The organism is Ilyobacter polytropus DSM 2926 (assembly GCF_000165505.1).
GTDB classification, from domain to species: domain Bacteria; phylum Fusobacteriota; class Fusobacteriia; order Fusobacteriales; family Fusobacteriaceae; genus Ilyobacter; species Ilyobacter polytropus.
This window is the reverse complement of record NC_014632.1, coordinates 658,740-684,605: the sequence shown is the minus strand read 5'-3', so window position 1 is coordinate 684,605 and position 25,866 is coordinate 658,740. Positions and strand designations below refer to the sequence as shown.

At 34.4% G+C, this 25,866-nt stretch carries 27 protein-coding genes; 4 read left to right on the top strand and 23 right to left on the bottom strand.

The features are described 5' to 3' along the window. The 3 genes from mnmG to ILYOP_RS03110 are packed head-to-tail and all read right to left on the bottom strand — an operon-like array spanning position 1 to position 3,955. Complete coding sequence (gene mnmG / locus ILYOP_RS03120) at positions 1-1,887, bottom strand: tRNA uridine-5-carboxymethylaminomethyl(34) synthesis enzyme MnmG (RefSeq protein WP_013387063.1); 1,887 nt, start codon at positions 1,885-1,887, stop codon at positions 1-3. Positions 1,888-1,901: 14 nt separating this feature from the next. Continuing rightward, positions 1,902-2,564 carry a potassium channel family protein gene (locus tag ILYOP_RS03115; RefSeq protein WP_013387062.1) on the bottom strand — a complete coding sequence of 221 codons (663 nt, stop codon included), beginning with the start codon at positions 2,562-2,564 and terminating at the stop codon, positions 1,902-1,904. A gap of 53 nt (positions 2,565-2,617) precedes the next feature. Beyond that, positions 2,618-3,955, bottom strand: coding sequence for a TrkH family potassium uptake protein (locus tag ILYOP_RS03110; protein WP_013387061.1), 1,338 nt, complete (start codon positions 3,953-3,955; stop codon positions 2,618-2,620). 283 nt (positions 3,956-4,238) lie between these two features. Between ILYOP_RS03110 and ILYOP_RS03105 the strand changes: the two genes are divergently transcribed. After that, complete coding sequence (locus tag ILYOP_RS03105; RefSeq protein WP_013387060.1) at positions 4,239-5,429, top strand: tetratricopeptide repeat protein; 1,191 nt, start codon at positions 4,239-4,241, stop codon at positions 5,427-5,429. Between the two features lie 30 nt (positions 5,430-5,459). On the opposite strand, the gene ILYOP_RS03100 is transcribed toward ILYOP_RS03105, so the two are convergent. The 6 genes from ILYOP_RS03100 to pepT form a co-directional block, all read right to left on the bottom strand. Then, positions 5,460-5,987, bottom strand: a complete 528-nt coding sequence (locus ILYOP_RS03100; RefSeq protein ID WP_013387059.1) for a cob(I)yrinic acid a,c-diamide adenosyltransferase — start codon at positions 5,985-5,987, stop codon at positions 5,460-5,462. Positions 5,988-6,025: 38 nt separating this feature from the next. Then, positions 6,026-6,667, bottom strand: a complete 642-nt coding sequence (locus ILYOP_RS03095; protein ID WP_222838866.1) for a hypothetical protein — start codon at positions 6,665-6,667, stop codon at positions 6,026-6,028. A 55-nt stretch (positions 6,668-6,722) separates the two neighbouring features. Then, on the bottom strand, positions 6,723-7,004 hold the full coding sequence (locus tag ILYOP_RS03090) for a hypothetical protein (RefSeq protein ID WP_013387057.1): 282 nt from the start codon (positions 7,002-7,004) through the stop codon (positions 6,723-6,725). A gap of 133 nt (positions 7,005-7,137) precedes the next feature. Beyond that, entirely contained in the window at positions 7,138-7,695 is a 558-nt protein-coding gene (epsC, locus tag ILYOP_RS03085) for a serine O-acetyltransferase EpsC (protein ID WP_013387056.1), read from the bottom strand. 38 nt (positions 7,696-7,733) lie between these two features. Next, positions 7,734-8,645, bottom strand: coding sequence for a cysteine synthase A (gene cysK / locus ILYOP_RS03080; protein ID WP_013387055.1), 912 nt, complete (start codon positions 8,643-8,645; stop codon positions 7,734-7,736). A gap of 97 nt (positions 8,646-8,742) precedes the next feature. Beyond that, positions 8,743-9,993 carry a peptidase T gene (pepT, locus tag ILYOP_RS03075; RefSeq protein ID WP_013387054.1) on the bottom strand — a complete coding sequence of 417 codons (1,251 nt, stop codon included), beginning with the start codon at positions 9,991-9,993 and terminating at the stop codon, positions 8,743-8,745. A gap of 208 nt (positions 9,994-10,201) precedes the next feature. On the opposite strand from pepT, the gene ILYOP_RS15470 reads away from it, so the two are divergent. Continuing rightward, positions 10,202-10,363 (top strand): rubredoxin, encoded by a 162-nt coding sequence (locus tag ILYOP_RS15470; RefSeq protein WP_013387053.1) that lies wholly within the window; start codon positions 10,202-10,204, stop codon positions 10,361-10,363. Positions 10,364-10,420: 57 nt separating this feature from the next. After that, on the top strand, positions 10,421-10,894 hold the full coding sequence (locus tag ILYOP_RS03070) for a DUF2147 domain-containing protein (RefSeq protein ID WP_013387052.1): 474 nt from the start codon (positions 10,421-10,423) through the stop codon (positions 10,892-10,894). A 51-nt stretch (positions 10,895-10,945) separates the two neighbouring features. Here the strand turns inward: ILYOP_RS03070 and gatB are convergent, their stop codons facing one another. From gatB to ILYOP_RS03015, 11 genes are all read right to left on the bottom strand, one after another. Next, positions 10,946-12,388: an Asp-tRNA(Asn)/Glu-tRNA(Gln) amidotransferase subunit GatB gene (gene gatB / locus ILYOP_RS03065; RefSeq protein WP_013387051.1), complete on the bottom strand. Its 1,443-nt coding sequence runs from the start codon at positions 12,386-12,388 to the stop codon at positions 10,946-10,948. A gap of 31 nt (positions 12,389-12,419) precedes the next feature. Beyond that, positions 12,420-13,877, bottom strand: a complete 1,458-nt coding sequence (gatA, locus tag ILYOP_RS03060) for an Asp-tRNA(Asn)/Glu-tRNA(Gln) amidotransferase subunit GatA (protein ID WP_013387050.1) — start codon at positions 13,875-13,877, stop codon at positions 12,420-12,422. An 86-nt stretch (positions 13,878-13,963) separates the two neighbouring features. Continuing rightward, on the bottom strand, positions 13,964-14,254 hold the full coding sequence (gene gatC / locus ILYOP_RS03055; protein WP_013387049.1) for an Asp-tRNA(Asn)/Glu-tRNA(Gln) amidotransferase subunit GatC: 291 nt from the start codon (positions 14,252-14,254) through the stop codon (positions 13,964-13,966). A gap of 10 nt (positions 14,255-14,264) precedes the next feature. Next, positions 14,265-14,894 (bottom strand): HAD-IB family phosphatase, encoded by a 630-nt coding sequence (locus tag ILYOP_RS03050; protein WP_013387048.1) that lies wholly within the window; start codon positions 14,892-14,894, stop codon positions 14,265-14,267. A 6-nt stretch (positions 14,895-14,900) separates the two neighbouring features. Beyond that, positions 14,901-15,599 (bottom strand): pseudouridine synthase, encoded by a 699-nt coding sequence (locus tag ILYOP_RS03045; RefSeq protein ID WP_041921107.1) that lies wholly within the window; start codon positions 15,597-15,599, stop codon positions 14,901-14,903. After that, positions 15,586-16,119: an SMC-Scp complex subunit ScpB gene (gene scpB, locus ILYOP_RS03040; RefSeq protein ID WP_013387046.1), complete on the bottom strand. Its 534-nt coding sequence runs from the start codon at positions 16,117-16,119 to the stop codon at positions 15,586-15,588. The genes ILYOP_RS03045 and scpB overlap by 14 nt, the downstream gene beginning before the upstream one ends. After that, a complete protein-coding gene (locus ILYOP_RS03035; RefSeq protein WP_013387045.1) occupies positions 16,116-17,111 on the bottom strand; it encodes a hypothetical protein in 996 nt (331 codons plus the stop codon). Before ILYOP_RS03035 ends, scpB begins: the two co-directional genes overlap by 4 nt. After that, positions 17,060-17,725, bottom strand: a complete 666-nt coding sequence (locus tag ILYOP_RS03030; RefSeq protein ID WP_013387044.1) for a hypothetical protein — start codon at positions 17,723-17,725, stop codon at positions 17,060-17,062. Before ILYOP_RS03030 ends, ILYOP_RS03035 begins: the two co-directional genes overlap by 52 nt. 19 nt (positions 17,726-17,744) lie before the next feature. After that, positions 17,745-18,791: a rod shape-determining protein gene (gene mreB / locus ILYOP_RS03025; protein WP_013387043.1), complete on the bottom strand. Its 1,047-nt coding sequence runs from the start codon at positions 18,789-18,791 to the stop codon at positions 17,745-17,747. Beyond that, on the bottom strand, positions 18,785-19,381 hold the full coding sequence (locus ILYOP_RS03020; protein ID WP_013387042.1) for a Maf family protein: 597 nt from the start codon (positions 19,379-19,381) through the stop codon (positions 18,785-18,787). The genes mreB and ILYOP_RS03020 overlap by 7 nt, the downstream gene beginning before the upstream one ends. Continuing rightward, positions 19,365-20,177: a hypothetical protein gene (locus ILYOP_RS03015; RefSeq protein ID WP_013387041.1), complete on the bottom strand. Its 813-nt coding sequence runs from the start codon at positions 20,175-20,177 to the stop codon at positions 19,365-19,367. The genes ILYOP_RS03020 and ILYOP_RS03015 overlap by 17 nt, the downstream gene beginning before the upstream one ends. Before the next feature lie 155 nt (positions 20,178-20,332). On the opposite strand from ILYOP_RS03015, the gene ILYOP_RS03010 reads away from it, so the two are divergent. Beyond that, complete coding sequence (locus tag ILYOP_RS03010; RefSeq protein WP_013387040.1) at positions 20,333-20,779, top strand: SoxR reducing system RseC family protein; 447 nt, start codon at positions 20,333-20,335, stop codon at positions 20,777-20,779. A gap of 22 nt (positions 20,780-20,801) precedes the next feature. On the opposite strand, the gene gmhA is transcribed toward ILYOP_RS03010, so the two are convergent. The 3 genes from gmhA to ILYOP_RS02995 form a co-directional block, all read right to left on the bottom strand. Continuing rightward, on the bottom strand, positions 20,802-21,380 hold the full coding sequence (gmhA, locus tag ILYOP_RS03005; RefSeq protein WP_013387039.1) for a D-sedoheptulose 7-phosphate isomerase: 579 nt from the start codon (positions 21,378-21,380) through the stop codon (positions 20,802-20,804). Positions 21,381-21,388: 8 nt separating this feature from the next. Further along, positions 21,389-22,258 carry a LysR family transcriptional regulator gene (locus tag ILYOP_RS03000; RefSeq protein ID WP_013387038.1) on the bottom strand — a complete coding sequence of 290 codons (870 nt, stop codon included), beginning with the start codon at positions 22,256-22,258 and terminating at the stop codon, positions 21,389-21,391. Between the two features lie 856 nt (positions 22,259-23,114). Continuing rightward, positions 23,115-25,769, bottom strand: coding sequence for a valine--tRNA ligase (locus tag ILYOP_RS02995; RefSeq protein WP_013387037.1), 2,655 nt, complete (start codon positions 25,767-25,769; stop codon positions 23,115-23,117). Positions 25,770-25,866: the final 97 nt, after the last annotated feature.

Genomic DNA, 25,866 nt, shown 5'->3' with positions numbered 1-25,866 from the left:
TTATTTACCTCTCATTTTCAAGTTTATCAAAAGTACCTGTATATCAGCAGGAGAGACACCAGATATCCTAGAAGCCTGACCAATATTCATCGGTTTTACTCCCTTTAGTTTTTCTTTCGCCTCTCTAGGAAGACCAGAGACAGTTTCATAATCAAAATCATCTGGTATTTTTTTCCCCTCTATAGCCTTGTGCTTTTCTATCATCTTTAATGATCTCTCTATATAACCTGCATATTTCACCTGTACCTCTGCCTGATATTCTGCATCCTTTGAATATCCATCCAAGTCAAAATTTTCTACAAGTTCCGCAACATATTTTATATCTTGAAATGTTACCCTAGGTCTTCTCAAAAGTTCTTTTAAGGTAGTACCAGATTTAAGAGCAGGTTCTTTGGCTTTTTCCAAAACTTCATTCACTCTTTCATTGGATGATCCCACATATTGAAGTTCGAGTTTTTCTATTATCTCTGCTGTTTCATTTTCTTTTTTCAACACTCTCTCATAATCTTCTTTTTGAAGAAGTCCTATTTCATAACCTATCTTAGAAAGTCTTAAGTCTGCATTGTCCTCTCTTAACATGAGCCTGTATTCACTTCTTGCAGTAAACATTCTATAGGGCTCATTTGTTCCCTTTGTTACGAGGTCGTCTATTAGGGTTCCTATATAGGAATCTGCCCTGTCTAAAACCACAGGGTCTTTTCCCTGTATTTTTCTAGAAGCATTTATCCCGGCAATGAGCCCTTGAGAAGCAGCTTCTTCATAACCGGATGTCCCGTTTATCTGACCTGCCAGATAAAGTCCGTCTATTTTTTTTGTCTCCAATGAAAACTTTAGTTCCTCTGGAAGGATATAATCATACTCTATTGCATAGGCATATCTCATTATCTTGGCATTCTCAAGACCCTCTATTTTTCTAAGCATCTCATACTGTACATCTGAAGGAAGTGAGCTAGAAAAGCCGCTTATATATACCTCATTTGTTCCATAACCCTCTTTTTCAAGGAATAGGTGATGTCTGGTTTTGTCCTGGTATCTAAATACCTTATCCTCTATAGAGGGACAGTATCTAGGACCTGTTCCCTGTATAGTCCCGTTAAAGAGGGGAGATCTAGACTTGCTTTTTAAGATAGTTTCATGTACCTTTTCATTGGTGAAAACTATATGACAAGGTATCTGCTTTCTTCCCTCTATTTCAGAGTACGGTGTTCTGTCTGAAAACTTAAGCAGCTCCTTATCTCCAGGCTGTTCCTCTATTTTGGAATAATCTATGGTTCTTGCATCAATTCTAGGAGGTGTACCAGTCTTGAATCTTCCCAGTTTAAGTCCTATTTTTTCCAAGGAAATTGGAAGTTCATCTGAAGGGAGTTCTCCCATTCTTCCACCTCTAAACTGCTTGTCTCCCACATGTATAAGTCCTCTCATAAAAGTCCCAGAAGCTATAATTACCGCCTTTGCCCTGTACTCTACACCGACCTTAGTTTTTACACCTACTATTTTACCATCTTCCACCAGAACCTCTGTTACCATCCCCTGTATAGATTCCAGATTGTCTGTATTTTCTATTGTTTTTTTCATCTCCATATGATAGAGCTGCTTATCTGCCTGGGCTCTCAAAGACCGTACAGCCGGACCTTTCTTGGTATTAAGTATCCTCATCTGTATAAAGGTCTTATCTATGTTTCTCCCCATTTCGCCCCCTAGGGCGTCTATCTCTTTCACGAGATGAGATTTTGCAGGTCCTCCTATGGAAGGATTGCACGACATCACCCCTATATTATCTAAGGTTATGGTAAATATCGCAGTTTTCATCCCCATTCTCGCTGCTGCTAGAGCTGCATCACATCCTGCATGGCCAGCTCCCACTACTATTACATCAAAGTTATGCATTATTTCCTCCTGAATTATTTTAGGTCTTCAAGCTGTTTGGCAGTTTTTGCATCGGTTATTACCAAAAGTATATCATCTTTTTCGATGACACTGTCTGCCCGAGGAGTTGGATCTAATGTCCCGTTCCCTTTCTTGATACCTACAATATTAACATTATATTTATTTCTTATTCCAAGTTCCATAAGGGTTTTATCCCAAAATATGCTCGGTGCCTTTATCTCCACAAGAAGAAAATCCTGAGAAAATCTCAAGTGTTCTATCATGTTTGGCTCCATAGCAAGTAATGCCACTCTTTTCCCCATGTACTCTTCTGGATATATTACTTTTGTTGCTCCTATTTTACCCAATACCTTACCGTGACTTTTACTTACCGCCTTGGCTATTATATTTTTTACTCCCATCTCCTGAAGAATTAGGGTTATTATTATACTAGACTGAAGCTTTGAACCTATACAGACAAAGGCTACATCAAAATTTCCTGCACCGATCTCTTTCATGGCTCTTTCGTCGGCAACGTCTAGAGTAACTGCATTATCAACTACACTATTGTTTACCGCTTCCTGTACTAGATCTTCGTCTATGTCCACTGCTAAGACATCTTCCCCTGCCTCGTATAATGTCTTTGCCACGCTTGTTCCAAATCTTCCTAGTCCAATAACAAGATACTGTTTTGCCATAATTTCACCTTTCCCCAATAATCTGTTTTATTAAAATTTTTCATTTTTAAAATTTATCCTATCAGAATATTTTCCTTTGGATATTTTCTCTCTTTCTTCTTTGACTGTTCACCTAGAGCCAGTGCAAAGGTGAGAGGACCCACTCTTCCAATAAGCATTGTTATTATTATTAGTATTCTTGAAAATTCATTCATATCAGCAGTAACACCCATAGAAAGACCCACAGTTCCGAAAGCTGATATAACTTCAAATATAGTCTCACTGAATCCCAGATGGTCCGTCATTAACATTATTAAAATAATAGTGCTCACATAGGCTACCGATATGACTAGTATTGCAAGGGCTCTATTTAATATCTGCCAGGTGATTCTTCTGTTTGATATTTCTATATCTTCCTGTCCTCTTACTATCCCGACTACATAGACCATTATTACTCCAAAGGTTGTAGTCTTGATACCTCCTCCTGTAGATCCAGGTGAGGCCCCTATAAACATAAGTACACAAAATAAAAAGATTGTACCTGGAGTAAGACTTCCTATAGGCACTGTATTAAACCCAGCCGTCCTTGTTGTCACACTCTGAAAAAAAGATGCCATGATCTTATGGAAAAAATTCATCTTTCCAATGGTCAGTGGATTCCTGTATTCTAGTGCAAAAAAAAGCACCATTCCCCCTAAGGTTAATATTGTCGAAATTCTGAGAACCATTTTAGAACTCAGATTAAATCTTTTTTTCTTCGTCTTATAATAGCTAATAAAAGAACTTATAACTGCAAAGCCAATACCACCTAATATTATCAGCAGTGCAATTGTAAGATTGATAATAACACTTCCCGAATAGCCCTCAAGACCTGTTGTAAATAAAGAAAATCCAGCATTACAAAATGCCGATATAGAGTGGAAAATCCCAAAAAGTAGTGCTTTTTTAAAGGGCATCTCTTTTAAAAATTCCAATGTTAAAAAAATTGTCCCAATAATCTCAATTGTAAAGACAATCATTACCAGTCTTTTAACCAGTTGAACTATCTCACCTGTATTTTCTGCATTTAAATCTTCTTTTAGTATTTTCATCTCATGATAGGTTATTCTTTTTCCTATCATCATAAATAAAATAGATGAAAAAGTCATTATTCCCAGCCCACCCAACTGTATGAAAAAAAGTATTACACTCTGACCAAAGGGAGAAAAAACCTTGCTGACATCTACTACTGTGAGACCTGTAACACAAACTGCCGAAGTAACGGTGAAAATAGATGTGAGATAACCTATCTTATTCCCAGGGGTTACTGCAGCAGGAAGAAGAAGAAGAAAACTGCCCACAAATATCGCGACAACAAAAACCAAAAGCAATATTCTCGACGGAGGCATTTTTTTTAGTGCAAAACCAATCATCACATACACCTCTTTAAAATTTTTGTTTTTTATAAAACTAAAGTATAAGCTTTAAAAAATTCACTTTAAATTTCCAATAATATACTTTAAAATATTTAACAGCCAACTATCTCAAGAATTTTAGATAATTAGCTGCAGTGTCTATTTCACGTATAAAATTTATTTTTTACCCTTCGTTTATTATACATTATTTCAAAGACCCTTGCAAGAGTAAGCATCCTTGAATTATATCTCTCTTCGTGTTAAAATACAGGGTAATTTTTTTTAGAAGGAGCGGATTTTTTTGGTAAGAAAAATAAATAAAAAGAACTTGGTAATTACCCCTAATCTAGAAAGGGCTGCAGAAAATGAATTTATATTGTTATTTCCAGATAAAGCAAACACATATATTGAAAAATATAATCTGGCCATGGAGGCTCTTGAAAAAGAAGAGTTTTCAAAGTCTGAAACCATGCTAAGCAACGTTGTAAAAAATCTTAAATGTCATTATGAATCATACAACTCCCTTATAGATATAGCACTTGGTCAGGGAAATCATCTCAAGGTTTCAAAACTCTTTAAACAAGGAGAAAAAGATGTACAACTAATCCTAAAAAATTTGAAACCGGAAGATATGATCTGCTGGAAGTATGGATCAAACAGAGATTTCCTAACCTTTGTATATAATATTGGTGTGAGAAGTTTAAATGCAGGAAATCCAGTTAAAGCAAAGGAGACTTTCAGTCTTTTGTTAAAGTTAAACCCTAGTGACGAACAGGATGTAAGTGAAATTCTTGTAGACACTCTTTTTGAATTAAAAGATTATAATTCTGTTATAAAAGTTTCAGAAAACTATGATAAAGATAAAAATCCATCTATGGTCTTCAATGAGATTTTATCTTTGTATATAACGGGTAAATTAGACGAAGCAAAAGCTTTGATCTCTAACCTAAACAGCAAAAATATAAAGGTATATCTACAGCTTGAAAAAGAAAACAGCTTTTTCCAAGAGGAATCTCATAAGTACATCCCTTTTAACTCACTTCAGAATAAGTTTCTGTATTATTGGGAAAATTTTGGAGAATATTGGAATTCAGCCGAAGGTTCCATAGAGTTCTTAAAATCAAATATACCATTAGATGTCTGTGAAAATTTTGAGAATGAGACAGACAGTGATGACTCTCCTTTAGAGGACCTTAAAACTTGTAGTATAGAGGCCTTTGAAGATAATTTAAAAGAAAAAAATCTAAAAGAATCTACTATAAAAGAACATTTAGATAATATTGCTATTTTTCAAGAGACACTATCATCCAAGGAAAAAATAAAAGAAAAACTTATTTTGGTTTTCAAAGAGGGCATTTCAAAATCTAGACTAAATAAACTTGTTACTTCTCTGAATCAGTATTTTAGATTTTCAATAGAAGACAAAGATCTCTTAAAAGAGATTTTATTTGAATTCAGAAACCTCAAAGATAATCTTTTGAGTTCCATGTAATTAAAAAGGAAGGTCATAACCTTCCTTTTTTCAATCCCACTTTTTAAGTCGTAGTTTCCCCTCAGATTTTTCCTCATACCTCGCCATTATATATATCAAATCCGACAATCTATTTAAGTATTTTTTTACGTTTTCATCTGTTTCTTCATTTTCTGAAAGAGTGTTAACCCTTCTTTCACTTCTCCTTGCTATGGTTCTGCATACATCTAGTTTTGCCGACTGTATGGTGGTTCCTGGAATGACAAACCCATTAAAAGAAATTTTCTTTTCAAACTCATGAACATAACCTGTTATTCTGTCTACATCTCCATCAGTCACCGGGTATTTAAATTCCCCTATACTTGCAAGGGACCCACCCACTTTAAAAAGATCATCTTGTATTTCGGATATTATCTCTTTTATTCTGTAAATTTTCACATAGTGTTTTGCCTCACCTATAAAGGAATTAAGTTCATCTACAGTTCCATAGGCTTCAACTCTGTTACTAGATTTATTCACTCTTTCTCCACTCCAGAGACTGGTATTTCCTTTATCTCCAGATTTTGTACTTATTGACATTTAATACACCTCCATTTTAAAAACAACCGACTTACCTTTTATCTGTTTTCATAACTGATTTCCCATAGATTCTCAAGTCCCCTAAGTTTAAAAAGAATTTTCATTAGGGTGACTGCTTCATTTGTCGAAACAGGATATCCACCTTCTCTCAGTTTTTCAAAACCCTCCAGTGACTTTTCTATACATTCCTTTGTGCACTGGGATAAAAACCTTCTGAATTCCCCAGTAATGTTTTCATCAGAGATCCAGAATTTAAGCTTCAAATTGTCTTTTTCAAAAGATAAATTATTTATCAGGTGTGATATTCCGAGGTTCACTTTATTAGCATCAAGGTCTTCCTCCATATCACTTAGGTCATCTAGACCTTGAAGGGCCATTCCGATATCATACAAACCTCTGTTAAATTTATCCAAAGAAGCTAATTTTTCTAATTCCATAGGTGCCCATAGGGAAAGTTGTAAAAGTTCACCCCCTATACCCCTGTGGATTTTTTCTATTATTTCTTGAGGATTAGGATATTTTTTATATAGTCCTTCATCTCTAAGGCCCTCACTTTCTGCCACTCTATGAATTTTTTCTAAGATAACCCGTGCTACCTCTCCTTTGTCATCCCCTAGATTATTCAAGGTGTTTATAAGTATATTCTGACATACCATCAGCAGAAGCACATTATTTACCACAGTATTTTTGGGCGTTTTCAAAAAAAGCACACCCTTATTTTCATTATCTATAATATTATCCGTACAAGTAATTATTGCCCTCAGACAATATATAACCTTTCCGTATTCCAAAAGTTTTATATCTTTTATCCCACTTTGCTTTAATATACTCAGTATAAGAAGAGTAAAAAAATTCTGTCTTTTTACCTGAAAAGTAAAACTCCTTTGAAAAATCCAGTTTTTTTATCTCTGTTTTCATATTTTTTTCTATTTTCAGAAGATCCATATAGGAGTCTTTAAAAAGCATTGTAAGTTCTATGTTCCCTATCATTAATTTTCCTATATCAAATCTGCTCATACTCTGTTCTCCTATCTGTCTCTGCACATTAATCTTTTGTTATTTCGATTTATATCTAATATATCATAAATTAAGAAAACTTTTTTTCAAAAATTTTATAAAAAAACTGTGGAACAAATTCCACAGTTTAAATCTACGCTCTTTTTGAAGTCATTTCAGCTTCTTTGTTTATTTTATACCGCTTTTTTTTTATCGCTGCTGGTATCCCAACTACAGTAGCTCCAGCAGGTACATCTTTTAAAACCACCGAGTTGGCTCCCACTCTGCTTCCTGGACCCAATGTTATATTACCCAAAACTTTGGCTCCAGATCCAATTATACAACCATCCTCTACTGTAGGATGTCTCTTACCTTTCTCATTTCCTGTCCCTCCTAAAGTGACCTGATGATAAAGGGTTATGTTATTTCCAACAACAGCTGTTTCACCTATTACTACTCCCATACCGTGATCAATAAATAGGCCTTTTCCTATTTTAGCACCTGGATGTATTTCTATCCCTGTTAAAAAACGTGCAAATTGAGAGATAAATCTAGCCAGGAAAAAAAACTTTTTATTGTAAAGAAAACTGGAAATTCTGTGAAAAATAACCGAGTGAATACTCGGGTAAAGAAAAAAGACTTCCAGTCTGCTTCTAGCAGCAGGATCTTGTTTAAGTATATTATCTAAATCGTATTTTAATCCTTTAAACATAGATATACCTCTCTTTCCATTTTTTTATTCTTTATATTTTATCCGTAAAGGTCTGTAGAGAGATACTTCTCTCCTCCGTCTGGAGATATGGTCAAAACTTTTTTCCCTTCTCCCAGTTCTTTGGCTACTTTTACTGCAGCTGCAATATTTGCCCCAGATGATATCCCAAGAAGCAGTCCCTCTTTTTTAGCTGTATCTCTGGCAGATTCGTAAGCCTCAGCATCATTTATTTGTATCACTTCGTCCACAATATCCATATCTAATATTTCAGGTATAAAACCTGCCCCTATACCCTGTATCTTGTGTTTTCCTGGATTTTCTCCTGACATTACAGCAGATGTTTCCGGTTCCACTGCATATATTTTTATATTTTTCATCTTTTCTTTTAATTTTTTACCAATACCTGTGACTGTCCCACCGGTACCTACTCCTGTGACAAAAGCATCTAAACTATCAAAATCCTCAAGAATTTCCTCTGCAGTACTTTCATAATGCTTTGCAGGATTGGCTTTATTGGTAAACTGCTGAGGTATAAAACTACCGGCAATATTATAAGAAAGTTCTTCAGCTTTTTCAATAGCACCTTTCATGCCAAGAGAACCATCAGTAAGCACAAGTTCCCCACCGTATGATTTTACTATATTTCTTCTCTCTACACTCATGGTGTCAGGCATTACAACTATTACCCTGTAACCTTTTAAAACCCCTATAAGAGTTAATGCAATACCTGTATTTCCACTTGTAGGCTCTATTATAACTCCGTTTTTTTTCAGTATCCCTGATTTTTCAGCTTCTTCTATCATTCCTAGAGCAGCTCTGTCTTTTATACTTCCACCTGGATTTTTACCCTCTAATTTTATATAAATTTCAGCCATTCCGTCCTGATGTAGATTGGACAGCCTTACTACAGGTGTATTTCCTATAAGCTCTACTGAATTGTTGACAATCATAAAATCCCCTTTCTTTATTTTTTATATAAGGAATATTCTTTATTATACACATAAACAATCTAACTGTCAAAACCTATTAAAAAATAATATGCAAAAGTTACTTTTTTTTCTTAATTGAAATTTCACTTTCTACATAATTTTGACAGATTTTAACTATAAGTTCCACAGATTTTTCCATTGACTGCACTGGAATATACTCAAACTTCCCGTGAAAATTATGCCCACCTGTGAATATATTTGGACATGGCAGGCCCATATAAGAAAGTCTTGCTCCGTCTGTTCCGCCTCTTATAGGTTTCACAATGGGATTTATTCCAATATCCTCCATTGATTTTTTTACAATATCCACTATTTCTATAACAGGTAAAACTTTTTCCCTCATATTATAGTAACTGTCTTTTATTTCCAGTTCAAAAATTCCAAGGCCATATTTTTTATTGAGAAAATCAACTGCATTTTTTATGAGATTTTTCTTCTGATCAAATTTTTCAATATGATGATCCCTTATGATATAGTTCATGTTGGTACTCTCTACATCTCCCTTTATATCACAGAGGAGAAAAAACCCCTCATAGTTTTCAGTATATTCAGGTCTTTCATTTACAGGGAGCATAGAATTTAACTCCATACCGAGAAGCACAGAATTTACCATTTTATTTTTAGAGGTTCCAGGATGGATATTTCTTCCGTTTATTTTTATCATTGCTGATGCTGCATTGAAATTTTCATACTCTAGCTCCCCTATCTCACCTCCATCAATTGTATAGGCATAGTCTGCTCCAAATTTTTCAACATCAAATAAATCAGCTCCCTTTCCTATCTCTTCATCAGGTGTGAACCCCACTTTTATCTCCCCATGTTTTATATGAGGATTATTTATTAGATATTCCATGGCTGTTATTATCTCTGTTATCCCTGCCTTATCATCTGCTCCTAGAAGAGTAGTCCCGTCTGTGACTATGAGATCCTGTCCCAGATAATTTTTTAGTTCAGGAAAATCATTAGGAGACATTATGATATTATCCTGATTATTTAAGATAATCTCTTCTCCGTTATATTTTTCAACAATTCTTGGATTTATATTTTTACCAGAAAAAGACGGGGCAGTATCCATATGAGCTACAAATCCTATTACAGGTATATCTTTATCTGTATTTGAAGAAAGAGTAGCAGATACATAGCCATTGTCGTCTAGGGATACTCTATCCATTCCTATGGCCTTTAGTTCCTCTACCATGAGTTTTGCAAATCCCATCTGACTTTCTGTACTTGGACATGTCAGCCTGCTTTCATCTGATTTGGTATCAATTTTTATATATTTAAAAAATCTTTCGGTAATTTTTTTCATTTTTTTTCCTCCTTGATCTGTAAATAACTTTAGTTTAAAACAGTATACCGTTTTTAGTAATAAAAAAAAGATAATTTTCTTTGGTTAATTATATCTATATTTTGAAATATCTAGTAAAATTAATTAAACTTTTAAGTAAAATTGATTTTATCAGCAGAATTAAGGTATGATTTATGTACATATATTAAAATTATGAGGAGGTTTAGATATGAAAACTGAAAAATATCAATGTATCCACTGTGGGTATATATATGTTTATATTGAATATGATAATGGAAATCAGATGAATCTTCCCTTTGATCAACTTGACGATAATTGGACCTGTCCAACCTGCGGTTTGAAAAAAAAAATATTTAAAAAAATAGATTAAATAAGGAATTTTTATAAACTCAATAATTAATCAAACAAATAATAAAAGGCGGTTTTTGTGAAATTTTTTTTTATTTTTATAGTCTTATCAATAAATATAATGGGAAAATCTTTTGAAGGTTACTGGCTCATACCATCGGGAAAAACCATAATACATATAACTCAGGAGAACAAAGAATTCTCTGGACATGTAGTGTGGTTAAAAAACCCTCTATACCCCAAAAGAGACCCTATGGAAAGTGAGATCCAGATAGATCGAAGAAATCCTGACCCTCTCCTTAGAAATAGAAAGGTAATGGGATTAAAAGTAGTGGGAAATATGAAATTAGACTCTAAAAACAGCAATATTTTAAAAGATGGCTGGGTATATGACTCCTGGAACGGTAAAAAATACTACGGAAAAGCTGTGTTATCTGAACCTGACATCCTAAAATTAAAAGGCTCACTTGATCCCTGGGGAATCTTTGGATATTCCCAGAAGTGCACCCGTATAGTCTCTCCTGAAAAATACGGTTTGCCATTACTAAAGTAAAATTTTAATTAGATAATCAAAGAGGATTCCCTAGGGAATCCTCTTTGATTATTATAATTTTTTTGTCAAAAGATCTGTTACCATCTGAGGATTTGCCTTACCCCTAGATGCCTTCATAACCTGTCCTATAAGTCCTTTAAGAACTCTTGGTTTTCTGCCTTCATCTGCATTATGATAGTCTTCTACAAGTTTTCCATTATTAGCAAGTACTTCGTCTACCATGGCCTCAATTGCACCTTCATCAGCTACTTGTGCAAGTCCTTCAGCCTTTACTATCTCTTCAGGTGATCTTTTATCTGTTAGCTTTATTTCAAAAACTTTCTTGGCTATCTTTCCTGAAATAGATCCGTTTCCTATTAATTTTACTATTTCACCCAAATCTTCTGGTGATATTTCAAACTCTTCTATCGATTTTTGACTGTCTTTTAAAACCCTTAAAACTTCTGTTATTATCCAGTTCGCAGTAGTCTTGGAATTTCCAGATATTTTTGCAGCAGTCTCAAAATAATTACCAAGTTCTATTTCATCACAAAGTATGTTTGAATCATATTCAGAAAGACCATAATCCTCAATAAATCTTTTAACCTTCTCTATTTTGGATTCTGGCATCTCTTTTTTGATATTATCTATAAGTTCATCGGATATATAGAGCACTCCTAGATCAGGCTCTGGAAAGTACCTGTAATCCATAGCTTCCTCTTTGCTTCTCATGAGTCTTGTCACCTGAGATTCATCATCCCAGAGTCTAGTCTCCTGGTGGATTGTTCCTCCGTTTTCGATTTCCTCTATCTGTCTTCCTATCTCATAGTCGATAGCTCTAGCCACTGCCTTAAAGGAATTCAGATTTTTTACTTCTACCCTTGTACCGTACTTTTCCTCTCCTTTAGGTCTTACAGATATATTTGCATCACATCTCAAGGATCCTAATTCCATGGATACATCACTTATTCCGGTGTATTTTACGGATGTTTTCAGTAGATTTAGGTATTCATATGCCTCTTCTGAACTTCTTATATCTGGATCTGATATGATTTCGATTAGTGGCATAGAAGCCCTGTTATAATTGATAAAAGATTCCTCTCCTGCATGTATAGATTTACCTGTATCCTCTTCTATCTGTATTCTTGTTATCCCTATTCTGCTTTCTTTTCCAGAATTAAGTTTTACATCTATATGACCTTCTTCTGCGTAGGGTACATCAAACTGAGTTATCTGATACCCCTTTGTCAAATCAGGATAAAAATAATTTTTTCTATCAAATCTGCTTTCGTTGTTTATTCGGCAGTTAAGTGCCAGTGCAGCTTTTACACCATACTCTGCAACTTTTCTGTTTAATTTTGGAAGTGCTCCTGGATGACCAAGGCAGATAGGGCATGTATGAGTATTCGGTGCCGAGTTGTCATAGTCTGCACTACATCCACACCATACTTTAGTCCCTGTTTTTAACTGCAAGTGAACTTCCAGTCCAATTACCGATTCCCATTCTATAGCCATGTATATTTAACCCTCCATTCCTCTTTTGTTATTACTCAAACTCCGGAAAATTCCATTCTCCTCTTGCCTTTTCAAAGGCATCAGCAGCTTTTAGAATATCCCCTTCACCAAATGGTTTCCCCACTAATTGTATCCCCACAGGAAGATCGTTAACTATTTCTGCAGGAACTGATATCCCCGGAAGTCCCGCCATATTAACAGGAATTGTAAATACATCTTCTAGATACATCTCGAGGGGAGTCTTCTCATCATCTAGCCTAAAGGCAGCACTTGGAGCGGTAGGAGTCAAGATAATATCCACTTTTTCAAAGGCTTTTTCAAAATCTTCCTTCATAAGCCTTCTGACTTTTTGTGCTTTCTTGTAATAAGCATCATAAAAACCTGCACTAAGCACATATGTCCCCATCATTATCCTTCTTTTTACTTCATCTCCAAAACCTTCACTTCTTGATTTAACATAAAGATCTTCTACACCCTTATAGTTTTCACTTCTGTGTCCGTATCTTACTCCGTCAAATCTAGCAAGGTTTGAACTAGCTTCAGCAGGAGCTATTATATAGTATGCTGATACCCCATACTTAGTATGAGGTAAAGAGATATCCACTATCTCAGCACCCATTTCTTGAAATTTCACCATTGCATCTCTTACGGCTTTTTCTACCTCAGGTTTCATTCCTTCAACAAAATATTCCTTGGGAACTCCTATTTTCATTCCTCTTACATCTCCTGTAAGAAATTTCGTATAATCTGGAACTTCCACATCCTGAACTGTAGAATCATAATCATCTGATCCTGAAATTACATTCATACAGAGAGCTGCATCTTTTACAGTCTTGGTAAATGGTCCGATCTGGTCTAATGAAGATGCAAAAGCCATGAGACCATATCTCGAAACTCTTCCGTAAGTAGGCTTTAATCCCACCGTCCCACAGAATGATGCAGGCTGCCTGATACTTCCACCAGTGTCTGAACCAAGAGTTATTATTGCCTGCTGTGCTGCTACAGCACTTGCCGATCCTCCGCTGCTTCCTCCTGGAACTCTTTCAAGGTCCCAAGGATTTTTAGTTTTTTTATAGCAGGAAGTCACTGTAGAAGAACCCATTGCAAATTGGTCCATGTTTGTTTTACCTATTATAATTGCGTCAGATTCTTTTATTTTTTTTACTACTGTGGCATCATATACACCAATATATCCATCTAAAATCTTGGAGCAAGATGATGACGGTTCATTGTAGGATACCATGTTGTCCTTTAAAGCCACTGGTACTCCTGCAAGGGCACCGAGTGCTTCTCCCTTAGCTACTTTTTCATCTATATTTTTAGCATCTTCAAGGGCTCCCTCTTTTCTCAGAGAAACAAAGCTGTCTATTTTACTTTCAGTTTTTTCTATCCTGTCAAAAATATCAGCTATTACATCTACTGCCTTTATCTCTCCTGTGGAGATTTTTTCCTTTATTTCAAAGGCAGTAAGTTTATAAAATCTATCCATAAGATATTTTTCCTCCTCTTTTATTTACAATCTATCTATTTACAAAAAATAGAGAATATTTTTCACTTAAAAAAGCTTTTTTTAAATCATTCTCCTACAACTTTTGGAACTATTATAGTGTCTGCTTCTGACTGAGGAGCATTTTTAAGGGCTTCCTCTACAGTAAAGGATTTTCTTATCTCGTCCTCTCTCAGTTTCCCTAATCCCTCATTTACATGAATCAATGGTTCTACCCCGTCTGTGTCTACCTCGTCCAAGATATCTATATATCCTAATATGTCGTTTAATTGTATCTGAAATTTTTGTATCTCCTCATCTTTAAATTCAAGTCTGGCAAGTTTAGCCACTTTCAAAACTTCTTCTCTTGTTAAAGACATTCTTATCCTCCTATATATTATAAATTTTAATTATTTCTTCAAAACTTTCAAATGAAGTATATTCAATATTATTTGCAAGGCAATACTCCTCTAATCTGAGTCCTTTTTTAGCAAAAACTCTGTGTGCCTTAGAAGCCCCGTAATAGTCTGACGATCCATCCCCTATAAACACAACTTCTTTATATTCTTCTTTATATTTTTCCACAACTCTTCTTTTACATATTCCCTCAAAAGAATCTGCATCAGGAAACTCTACCTTTATCTTCTTTCCCTGAAATTTTAGTATATTCGAGTAAATATGCTCTTCAGGAAATTTAATACCTGCCTTTTTCAAATTTGAAATTACATTATGGTAAGTTCCGGCACTTACAATTCTGATTTCATGATCTTTTTGAAAAAAATCTTTGAAAAAAGAATCTATTTTTATTCCAACAGAGATCTCTTTTTCAAACTCTTTTTCCGTCATTGAAAGAGATTCTACAAGGATTTGAAGATACTTTTTTATATCTATTTCACCTTTTCGAAACAACTTACGGGTAGATGCCAGTAAGTCTGGATTATGCCGTTCTAAGATTGCATCTGTAGTATCTCTGTCAGATATCGTTTTATCAAAATCCACTAAAAAAATTCTTTTTTTCATAATTCTTTACAGAGAGTATAGGTATTCGATCTCTTTTTTGGACAACTCTCTGAACCCTCCTTTTTTTAATCTTCCCAAGGATAATTCTCCTATTTTTTCTCTTTTCAGATGAGTCACAGGATGTCCTACTGCTTTGCACATTCTTCTTATTTGACGATTTCTACCTTCCCTTATGGATATTCTCAGTTTTGATGTTTCATGAGAAGAATCTAGAAGCTCAACTTTAGCAGGCAGGGTAATTCCGTCTTCTAGTCTTACTCCTCTTTTTAGTTTGTCTATCTCAAGCTTATTTACTTTTCCCATAACGTCTACATGGTACTCTTTATACACTTCTGATTTGGGATGCATTATTTTATTAAAAAAATCTCCGTCATTGGTCAAAAGAATTAGTCCCTCTGTATCAAAGTCAAGTCTTCCTACAGGATAAATTCTCTCTTGGTATTTTACAAGATCCACTACGGTTTTTCTTCCTCTGTCATCCTTTGCTGCACTTATTACTCCAGTGGGTTTGTAAAGCATAAAATAAACTTTTCCCCGGTTTTTTCTGAATTTTTTTCCGTTTATCTCTATGGTATCTGATTCAGACACTTGCATTCCAGGAGTTGCTATTGCACCATTCACTTTTATAGACCCTTTTTCTACAAGTCTGTCTATTTCTCTTCTAGATGCTACCCCTATAGAAGAAAGATATTTATTTATCCTCATTTTCTCTTTCAATGTGCCTTTTCACCTCATCATAATTTGGAAGTTCCTCTATCGAATCTATTTTCAGATAACTAAAAAACCTATCTGTTACTTCGTATAGATTTGGTCTCCCTACGCTTTCTTTTTTCCCACAAACTCTAATTAATTTCTTGTCCTCTAAATTCTGAATAACACCTTCTGCAGACACACCTCTTATTCCTTCTATCTCACTTTTGGTAACTGGCTGCCTGTAGGCTATTATAGACAACGTTTCTAAGGCTGCCCCAGAGAGTTTTTTAGGTTTTGACTCCTGGTTAAAAAACTTGTGTATAATCTCTCCGCTAGCTGGATTGGTTGTAAGATAGACGTTTTCAGTATTTATCTCAACATTTATTCCGGTGTTTTTTCTCTCATTTTTTATCTCGTTCAGTATTTCAACAATTTCTTGGTGATCTTTTTTAAAAAATTTACAGAGTTCCGAAATTTTAAGTTCCTCTCCAGATAAGAGCAGTATGGATTCTAAGTATAGTTTTAGGTTCATTCTATCCCCCTGTAATAGTTGGTCAGCAGATATAAGTGTATCAGTTCACCGTATATGCCTGCCATATTTTTCTCCCTGGTATACATTTCTGGAACCAGATAATTTTTATTTTCTACCACCAATTCTCTTATTCTACTGTACAATCTTTCTCCCTCTCTTTGAAAAAAGTTGTTGTAAAGAACCAGAGTAAAATTTAGGTTATATTCTAAGTCCATAAAAGGCTCACCTTCAAGTATAAGGTATCCCAGTCTTTTGTCGTAGTATTTTTCAAACTCCTCTTCAATAAAAAATCTTTTGGACTTTTCAGGATAAAGTTCTACAAATTTTATATTTTTTGGATTAACCTCTGCAGATTTAGGGTTGTCTTTTATCCCGTCAGGCGTCATAAAATTTATTTCCACATATTTTTTTACTTTCTCTAGCTTCTCTATCAGTAGATTTCTAGGAAGATTTTTTATATCTATGGAATTCACTATGAGTTCCTCCATAAGTACTATGAGGTCATAGTAAACTTTTATCTCTTGGCTTTCACTGTCAAACTTTCCGTCGGAGTTTATCCCCTTTAGGGTTCTCATTATTACGGGATAGACCTTGGTTAAAAACTTAGAGTTGTCAAAGGGTTCCTCTGAGAACTCCCAGCTTTTAAACAGGGAAAGCAAGACTGCTACATCTTCAGCACTGTTTTTTCTTCTGAATTTATAACTTTGTAAGATTTTTCTGCTTTCTTCTGATTTCCCATAGATGGAAAGTATTGTAGCTAAATCAAGATTTGTAGACAGATTTTCTCTGCTTTTACCATAATACACAAGGTCAGGTATTTTTCCCCCTGTTATAAGCATTTTTAAGTGAGAAAGCTGTGCCTCTATATCCTTTGGATATCTTTTAAAATCCCAGTTCCAGTCTCCCCAAGACAAATATTCCTCTTTCAGGGCCTCAGCAGTTAAAATAATTTTATTGGGCCATTCATCATTTGAAAAATCAAAAGCCACCATGTCATAACTTTTTTTCTTTTTATCAACAATCTTAGTAACAAAAAAAGTTTATCTTCCTGGTATTTTACATCTTTATTTTTTACCTTACGGAATTTAAAAACATCTAAGTATTCATCATTGGATATATAAAGCCCTGATCCGTTATTCAATGATTTAAACCTTGCTTTTCCATAAGTATAATAATTTTTATATGGAATATAGCCTATTACCCCTGTATCATTATAAGGAATAACTCTATATAAGATCTCAATATCTTTTTTCACAGAAGGATTCAGAAACTCATTTATAAGATACACCCTTTTTTTATCATAAGAAGAGGGAAATACATAGGTATTTATGTCCACATCCTCTATCCTGCTTTTTATAACAAGTATGCTAGTTCCTTCCACTAGACTTACATCTAGGACATGATCCCTGAGTAAGTAGATTTTCTTTTCTAGCATAACTCCTACCTCTATCTGCGATATAGATGGAGAGTCAAAAACATCTCCCTTTATACTGTGAAGTCTTTGCATTTCTGTATCATAAAAAAAACTAACTTTTCCGTTGGTACTTAGATACTCTCCATACAAAAATGTCGATATCATTATATAAAACAATAAAATTTTCTTCATAGGCTTCTCCTAAATAAACTTAATAATCTGTTTCTGGAGAAATAATAACCTCTCTGTATTTTTCAAAATTCTTTAATAACTCCTCTATACCCATCACCACTGCATTCAGAGGAAATTCAGTTATCTGTACACTAAGTTGCAGAGCATCTGAAATTTTCTTGTCTATTCCTCTTATAAGGGCTCCTCCTCCTACAAGAACTATCCCTTTTCTTTTTATATCTGATGACAATTCAGGAGGAGTTTTCTCTAATATAACTTTTATCTCTTCTATAATTTGATGCATCATCTCGTCTAAGGCTTCTTTTATTTCAGAGGAATTAATGGATACATTCTTTGGAAGTCCATTTAAAACGTTTCTTCCGCTTATCTCTATTGTCAGTTCCTCTTCTAAATCTATTGCACTGCCTACATTAACCTTGATCTCTTCGGCAGTTTTATCCCCTATAAGAAGGTTATGCTTTTGTCTCACATACTGAACTATTGCAGTGTCAAATTTATCTCCTGCAACTCTTAAAGACGAGGTCTTGACTATTCCTCCTAGAGATATTACTGCGATTTCAGTAGTCCCTCCTCCTATGTCTATTATAAAATTACCGTCGGGCTCAAATATATTTAAGCCCGCCCCGATTGCAGCCGCCATAGGTTCTTCAATAAGGTAAGCCTCTCTGGCACCAGCTTCTCTGGTCACATCGATAACCGCTCTTTTTTCTACCTGTGTAACCCCTGCAGGTACACATATCACAACTCTTGGATTTGCAAGAAACTTTCTTTTATGCACCCTTTTATAAAATTCACGAAGCATTTTCTCAGTCACTTCATAGTCAGCAATAACTCCGTTTTTAAGGGGCCTTATGGCATCTATCACTGCAGGAGTACGACCGATCATTCTCTTGGCTTTATCTCCCACTGCGTATATTTCTTTTGTTTTATTATTTACAGCAACTACAGAGGGTTCGTTTAAAACAACACCTTTATTTTTTACACAAACCAGAGTATTTGCAGTACCTAAATCTATACCTAAATCTTCTGAAAACATCCCAAGTGCTTTGTTTATTGCTTTTAACATTCTTCCACCTCTATAGTTTTATTTAGTTCATCTATGCTTAAATCTAGATCTTTAAGGTCATCGTAAAACTTGCTTATAGGGAATCCCATTACATTAAAAAAATCACCCTCTATTTTTTTTACCAGTACTGATCCCTTTCCCTGTATACCATAAGCACCGGCCTTGTCCATAGGTTCACCAGTTGATATATACCATCTTATTTCCTCTTCTGAAAGTTCTTTAAAAAAAACTTCTGTAGTATCATAACTTGTGAAATCTATTTTTTTCTCAGAGTTCATTAAAGTATAGGCGGTGAGAACCTTGTGCTGTTTTCCAGACAGAGAGTTTAGCATATAAAAGGCCTCGTCCTCGTCTTTTGGCTTCCCTAGTATCTTACCCTCTAATACAACGACAGTATCTGCTGATACCACATAACTTTTTTTTCTTTTTTCGGAAATATCCAGAGATTTTTTTCTAGAAATATCCATTATCTGCTCTAAAAGTCCGTCTTTATCACTTGTTTCTTCTATACTTGAAGTCAGGATCTCTAGCTCTATGCCAAATCCTTCCAATATCTCTTTCCTTCTCGGTGATTTAGATGCCAATATCATTTATTAAATCCTTCTCCTTCTCAGTGACAATTTTTTCTTCTTTTATCAAGTCATCCACTGCAGCAGACTCAGAAGTAATTTTTTGTATTTCAGGCTCTCCCTGGTATCCATCGGAACTGTCCTGTAGAACCTCTTTTACTTTTTCTCTTATCTTTCGCTCTTTTTCCTGGAGATATTTTTCTTTTTTAATAAGCATCTCTTTTTCGATACTCTCTTTTATACTGATTTTTTCCTGTAACTCTCTTTCCCTTTTTACAAGCTCTTTTTTCTCTACATAAAAGTTTTTTATATTTCCGATACTTTTTATAAATCCTCTTACGCTACTTCCAAAAATAAAAAAGAAGGAGATAAAAATTACAACAGTTGAAAAAATATAAAGATGTAATTTCTCAAAATTAAAATATAATAAATCTATGAGCATGGTGGCCATTCCTCCTAGCTCATCTTCTATCCAGGATACCTTTATAAGTTGCTTTTCCAGCCTTACACCGTCATAGTTATACTCTTTCATCTGAAAAATCACCGTCATAAGGGTGCAAAAAAAGAAAAAAAGGACTGTGAAAAACATTCGGGTTTTCAAAACCATCTTTCTTTTACTGTCCTCTAAAGAGCAGGAGTAGGATATAAGGAGCGGGTAAGCTATCAAGAAATAATAATAAACTCCAAAAATTGTATAAAGAAGTTCAAAAATTCTACTTTCAAAAAAGAATTTCCCCTTTATAAAATGATATAAAAAAAATAAAGATATAAAAAGAGTTGCTAGTTTTACCTCTTTATTATCCTTAGCTTTTTCCACCTTTACCCCCTAAAAACTTTTACTCTAATTTTATCATATCCCCCCCTACTTTTCAAGATATTCCTATCCTACTTTTACAAAGAGGTTTTCCTGTGATATAATTTACATATCGATTATGTCACAAATTAACTATTCTATTTAAAGGTGGTATTTTTATGATAAACAAAGGGATTATAGAAAAAATAAACAACGACAATATAAAGGTTCACTTATATCGGGACAGTGCCTGTGCCCACTGTTCAGGATGCAGTTCTAGTACCAAGATGGGCTCGACTTTTTCTTTTAAATGCAAGGAAAAACTTAGTATAGGTGATATTGTTACCTTTGAAATAGAGGATTCATCTCTGCTAAATATTGCAGCATTGGTTTATCTGATGCCTATTATTTTTATGATGGCAGGATACTTTTTAGGTCAGAAATTAGGCTTTACTGAAGGACAGGGAGTTTTTATGAGCTTTTTATTTTTAGCTGTCTCATTTGGACTTATATACTTTTTTGACAAGCAACGAGGGGAAAAACTTATAGACCAAAAGATAAAAGTAATTAGTATAGATAAACCAGACCAAGAAAATGATATCAGCAGCTGTTCACTAGATAAATAAAAAAGAGCCATATGGCTCTTTTTTATTTATAGTTTTCAGGAAACATTATTTTTTCTACACCTTCTATAATAATATGAAGAATCATCATATGAATCTCCTGTATTCTGTCTGAGGTTTCTCCAGGAATTATGAACTCGTAGTCACACATTCCCTTTAGCTTTCCTCCGTCTTTTCCCAAAAGAAGGCATGTTTTTAAACCTGCTTTTTTAGCAGCTTCCACAGCTTTTATTACATTTGCAGAGTTTCCGCTTGTTGATATTCCGATAAAGAAATCTCCCTCTTTTCCATAGGCCTCTACACCTCTAGAAAAAATATAGTCAAATCCATAATCATTTCCCACACATGTTATATGAGATGAATCGGATATGGCTATAGCAGGAAGGGCTTTTCTGTCACTTCTGAATCTCCCTGTAAACTCCTCTGCAAAGTGAAGAGCATCACAGTTACTCCCTCCGTTTCCGCAGATGAGAGCCTTATTTCCGTTTTCAAAAACACGAGCAAGACACATGGCAACTTTTTCAGTTGTATTAGATATTTTCTCTTCCTTTATAAAAGTTTCCAATAAATTGTAAGTTTTTATATATGAATCAATAAGTTGCATAAATCCTCCTATATAATTTTAAAATTTTGGGTGAAGTTTATAAATTTAATTATTTCAAGAAGTGTTCTCTTATCCTTAGTTATAACTATCTGATAAGCGTCTTCAACCTCTTCTATTTTTTCTATTATCTTAAACTCTCCAGCTTCTACCTCTTTATAAACTGAATAATACGGAAGTATTACGTTTCCTACTCCCTCTCTTACCATACCTTTTATTGTTTCTAGACTTCCCATAACTGAAATCTGATTATCAAAAGAGATTTTATATTTATTTTCAAGTGCAGCTATGGCTTCATTATTGTTAGGTATAGTTTTTCTTGATATAAGCGGAGTATCTATGACATCCTCTATATCCCTGTAGTCTTCTTTACTTACAAGTACATAAGGAAATTTATCCACTTCTATTACTTCTAGGTTTGAGTCTGTTATGTGTTCTTCATCTATTATGATAACATCAAGCTCTCCCTCTTTCAAACTCTTGAGAAGTCTCTGCTTATCAGAAAAGATTATATCATATTCTATCTCAGAGTGCACCTTAGAAAAAGCTTTCATCAATTTAGGAATAAGTGGTTCTCCTACTGTAGATGTTGATCCTATTGATATCTTCGCCTTGTCTAGTTCTATTATCCTAGTCATCTCTTTTTCGGCTCTCTTTACCTTCTGAAATATCTCTTCAGCCATTTTATAAAGAACTTCTCCAGAATACGTCAGTTTTATTTTTTTAGAACTTCTGTCAAATAGTTTTGTATTTAAAAGTTCCTCAAATTTTTTAACCTGAATAGACACTGCAGATTGATTTATATACAATTTATTTGCTGCTTTAGTAAAACTTCTTTCCTTTGCAACTTCATAAAATATTCTTAGATAGTGTAAATCCAATATCCTCACTCCCTACTAAAATAATCTTTACTATAATTCTATCATATATTTTAATAATTTTCACTATATATTTGATAAAAACTTGCAAACAATTCATATGTCAGACATATGAATTGTTAATATCTAAAAACAGATAAAAGGACTTACAAAAAAAAATAAGATATCCTGCTAGAAAAATAATTTTGATAGTTTTTTTATTTGTTACTTTAACTTAATTTGATATTTGAAAGAAATTCTAAATAAATTACTGAATTTATTTGAACCTGTTACTTTTCTCTTGAAAGAAAAGTAACCAAAAGTTCAAGAATTTTCAAATGTCTAGGAAGTAGATATTTCTTTTATCGCCTTTGTAAGTTACAGTCCTCGGTTCCCTGCGGAACTTATTCTGTAGGACGGCTGAGTGCAGGTTCTTTCCTGTATAAGCCCTGCGACTTGAAATTCAAAAAATATAAAACCGTATGATCTATCTATAAGAAATAAGCGCAAAGGTTTACCAAGGTTTATTCACACAAAAGTTTTTTTTAAGTTTTTGGCCATTGATAAAATAAGCGTTAAGAATGACTGAGAGAAATCTCTAGAAAAAATCAACTGTCTGAGCGTAGCGAGTTTTGATTTTTACTTAGATTTCCGAAGGCATTTAGCTTATTTTTCACAGGCCTTGATTTTTGGTTACTTTTCATCAAGGAAAAGTAACGGAACTTTGGATAAATTCATTACTTTAATCTAAAACAAAGGTAGCAACTAATTTTAAGTTACTCAGTAAATTTATTATCTTAATTTATTTTATAAATCCTTTATTAGCCTTGTAAAGACAAACAGAGTACCCGACATAAACGCCGGGTACTCTGCCTGTATATTATAAAAAGTTTTTTAAGTTTTCTTGAAGTTTATCTATTTTATCCTGATATTCTTTTTGAATTCTTTTTTCTCTTTCAATTATCTGAGCAGGAGCCTTAGATGTAAACTTTTCATTCGAAAGTTTTGCTGTAACTTTATCAAGGTCTTTTTGTATTTTTTCCATCTGCACATTTATTTTTTTTATCTCTGCTTCAGAATCTAAAAGACCTGTCAAAGGAACATATAATTCAGAATTTTTTGCAACTCTGAATCCAGCTTGTTTAGGTTTCTCAAGATTTTCACCAACTTCTAGAGTCTCAAGTTTAGCCAGATTTAAAAGGAAGCCTCTATTATCTTGAAGGGCTTTTAATTCAAGTGCATCAGAAGTCCTCACTATCATGTTTACCGGCTTAGCAGGTGATATACCTATTTCAGCCCTGATGTTTCTTACAGAAGATATCACTGTCTGAATATATTCAAAGGCTTTTTCGGCATCTTCATCTACAAGTTCCTCTTGGCATAGCGGGAAACTTTCAAGCATTATAGTTTTTCCCTCTGCTCCTAGCTTTTGCCATATCTCTTCTGTTAAGAAAGGCATGAAAGGATGAAGCAGTCTAAGAGAAGATTCTAAAATTGTCCACAGTACATATTGGGCTGTCTTTTTTGAAACTTCATCTTCTGCATTGTAAAGTCTCACCTTAGCCATCTCTACATACCAGTCACAGAAATCCCCTCTCAAGAATTCATACACAGACTTAGCAGCTTCATCTAGAGTGTTTTTATCTAATTTTGCAGCCACATCCTTTGCAGTTTTGTTGAATTTTGAGAATATCCATTTGTCTACCAATTCAAGCTTCAGTTCATTTTTTCCCACTGATTTTATATCGAAACCTTCAAGATTCATAAGTACGAATCTTGACACATTCCAAGTTTTATTGGCAAAATTTCTACCCATCTCAATTAGTTTTTCAGAAAAATGTACATCCTGTCCCTGAGATGTATTGTATAGCATTGTAAATCTTATGGCATCTGCACCGTATTCATCTATCAATTTCAGTGGATCAGGTGAGTTACCTAGGGATTTAGACATTTTTTTACCATTTTCATCTCTTACAATTCCATGAAGATAGACAGTCTCAAACGGAATCTCTTCCATTTCATAAAGACCCATCATTATCATTCTGGCTACCCAGAAGAAAAGTATATCTGCCCCTGTTACGAGAGTGGCAGTAGGATAAAACATCTCCAATTCTTTAGTCTTGTCTGGCCATCCAAGAGTAGAGAAAGGCCATAGGGCAGATGAAAACCAAGTATCAAGCACATCAGTTTCCTGTGTCAGGTTCACTTTTTCCCCATAGTGTGCTTCTGCCTGTTGTGCAGCTTCTTCTGGATTTCTAGCTACAAACATATGGTTGTCAGGACCGTAATAAGCAGGTATTCTGTGCCCCCACCATATCTGTCTTGATATACACCAGTCTCTTATATTTTCTAGCCAATTATAATAAACTTTTTCCCATCTTTTAGGAACTATTTTTACCTGTCCATTTCTAACTACTTCCAGCGCTTTTTCAGCAAGGGGCTTCATTTTAACAAACCATTGCTTAGATACTCTAGGCTCAACTACTGTGTCACATCTGTAGCATCCTCCCACTTTATGAATATGTTCCTCTGTTTTTACAAGTATACCTTTAGTTTTCAAGTCCTCTATTATTGCTTTTCTTGCCTCAAACCGATCGAGCCCCTGATATTTTTCTCCTAGCTCATTGATTTTTCCATCCTCTGTCATAATATTTATGATTTCAAGGTCATGCTTTTTTCCAATTTCAAAATCATTAGGATCATGTGCCGGAGTCATTTTTACCACACCTGTTCCAAACTCCATATCCACATATTCATCGGCAAAAATAGGTATTTCTCTTCCAACTAACGGAAGAATTACTGTTTTCCCTATTAGATGTTTATATCTTTCATCATCTGGATTTACTGCTACTCCTGTATCTCCTAGCATTGTTTCAGGTCTTGTAGTTGCTATGACAAAATTTTCATCTGAATCTTTAATTGGATATTTTATATGCCATAGACTTCCCTTTTTCTCTTCATGATCCACTTCATCATCAGCTAAAGCAGTACCACAACGAGGACACCAGTTAACCATGTACTCACCTTGATAAATCAGGTCGTCATTATATAGCTTTACAAATATCTCTTTTACAGAATCTGAAAGTCCCTCATCCATGGTAAATCTTTCTCTTTCCCAGTCAAGTGACGCTCCTAATTTTCTAAGTTGATTTGTTATAAGTCCTCCGTGCTCATCTTTCCATTCCCAGACTTTTTCTAAAAATTTCTCTCTTCCCAGGTCCTCTTTTTTAAGACCCTGTTCAGCTAGTTTTCTTTCTACTTTATTTTGTGTGGCAATCCCGGCATGGTCTGTTCCAGGCTGCCAAAGAGTATTATAACCACTCATTCTTTTAAATCTGATAATTGTATCCTGAATAGTGTTATTTAGTACGTGTCCCATATGTAATATTCCTGTTACATTAGGCGGAGGGATTACAATTGAATAATTTGGCTTTTCCTCATCCATTGTGGCAGAAAAATATCCGTTATTTTCCCAATCTTGATACCACTTATCCTCAATCTCCTTAGGAGAATAAATTTTACTTAGCTCGTCCATTACTGTCCCTCCTGAAATTTATTATAATTTTAACTTTTATCTTAGTGCACCGCAATAAAAAAGCAGCTATTATTAGTCCTTTAATCACTAAGATAGC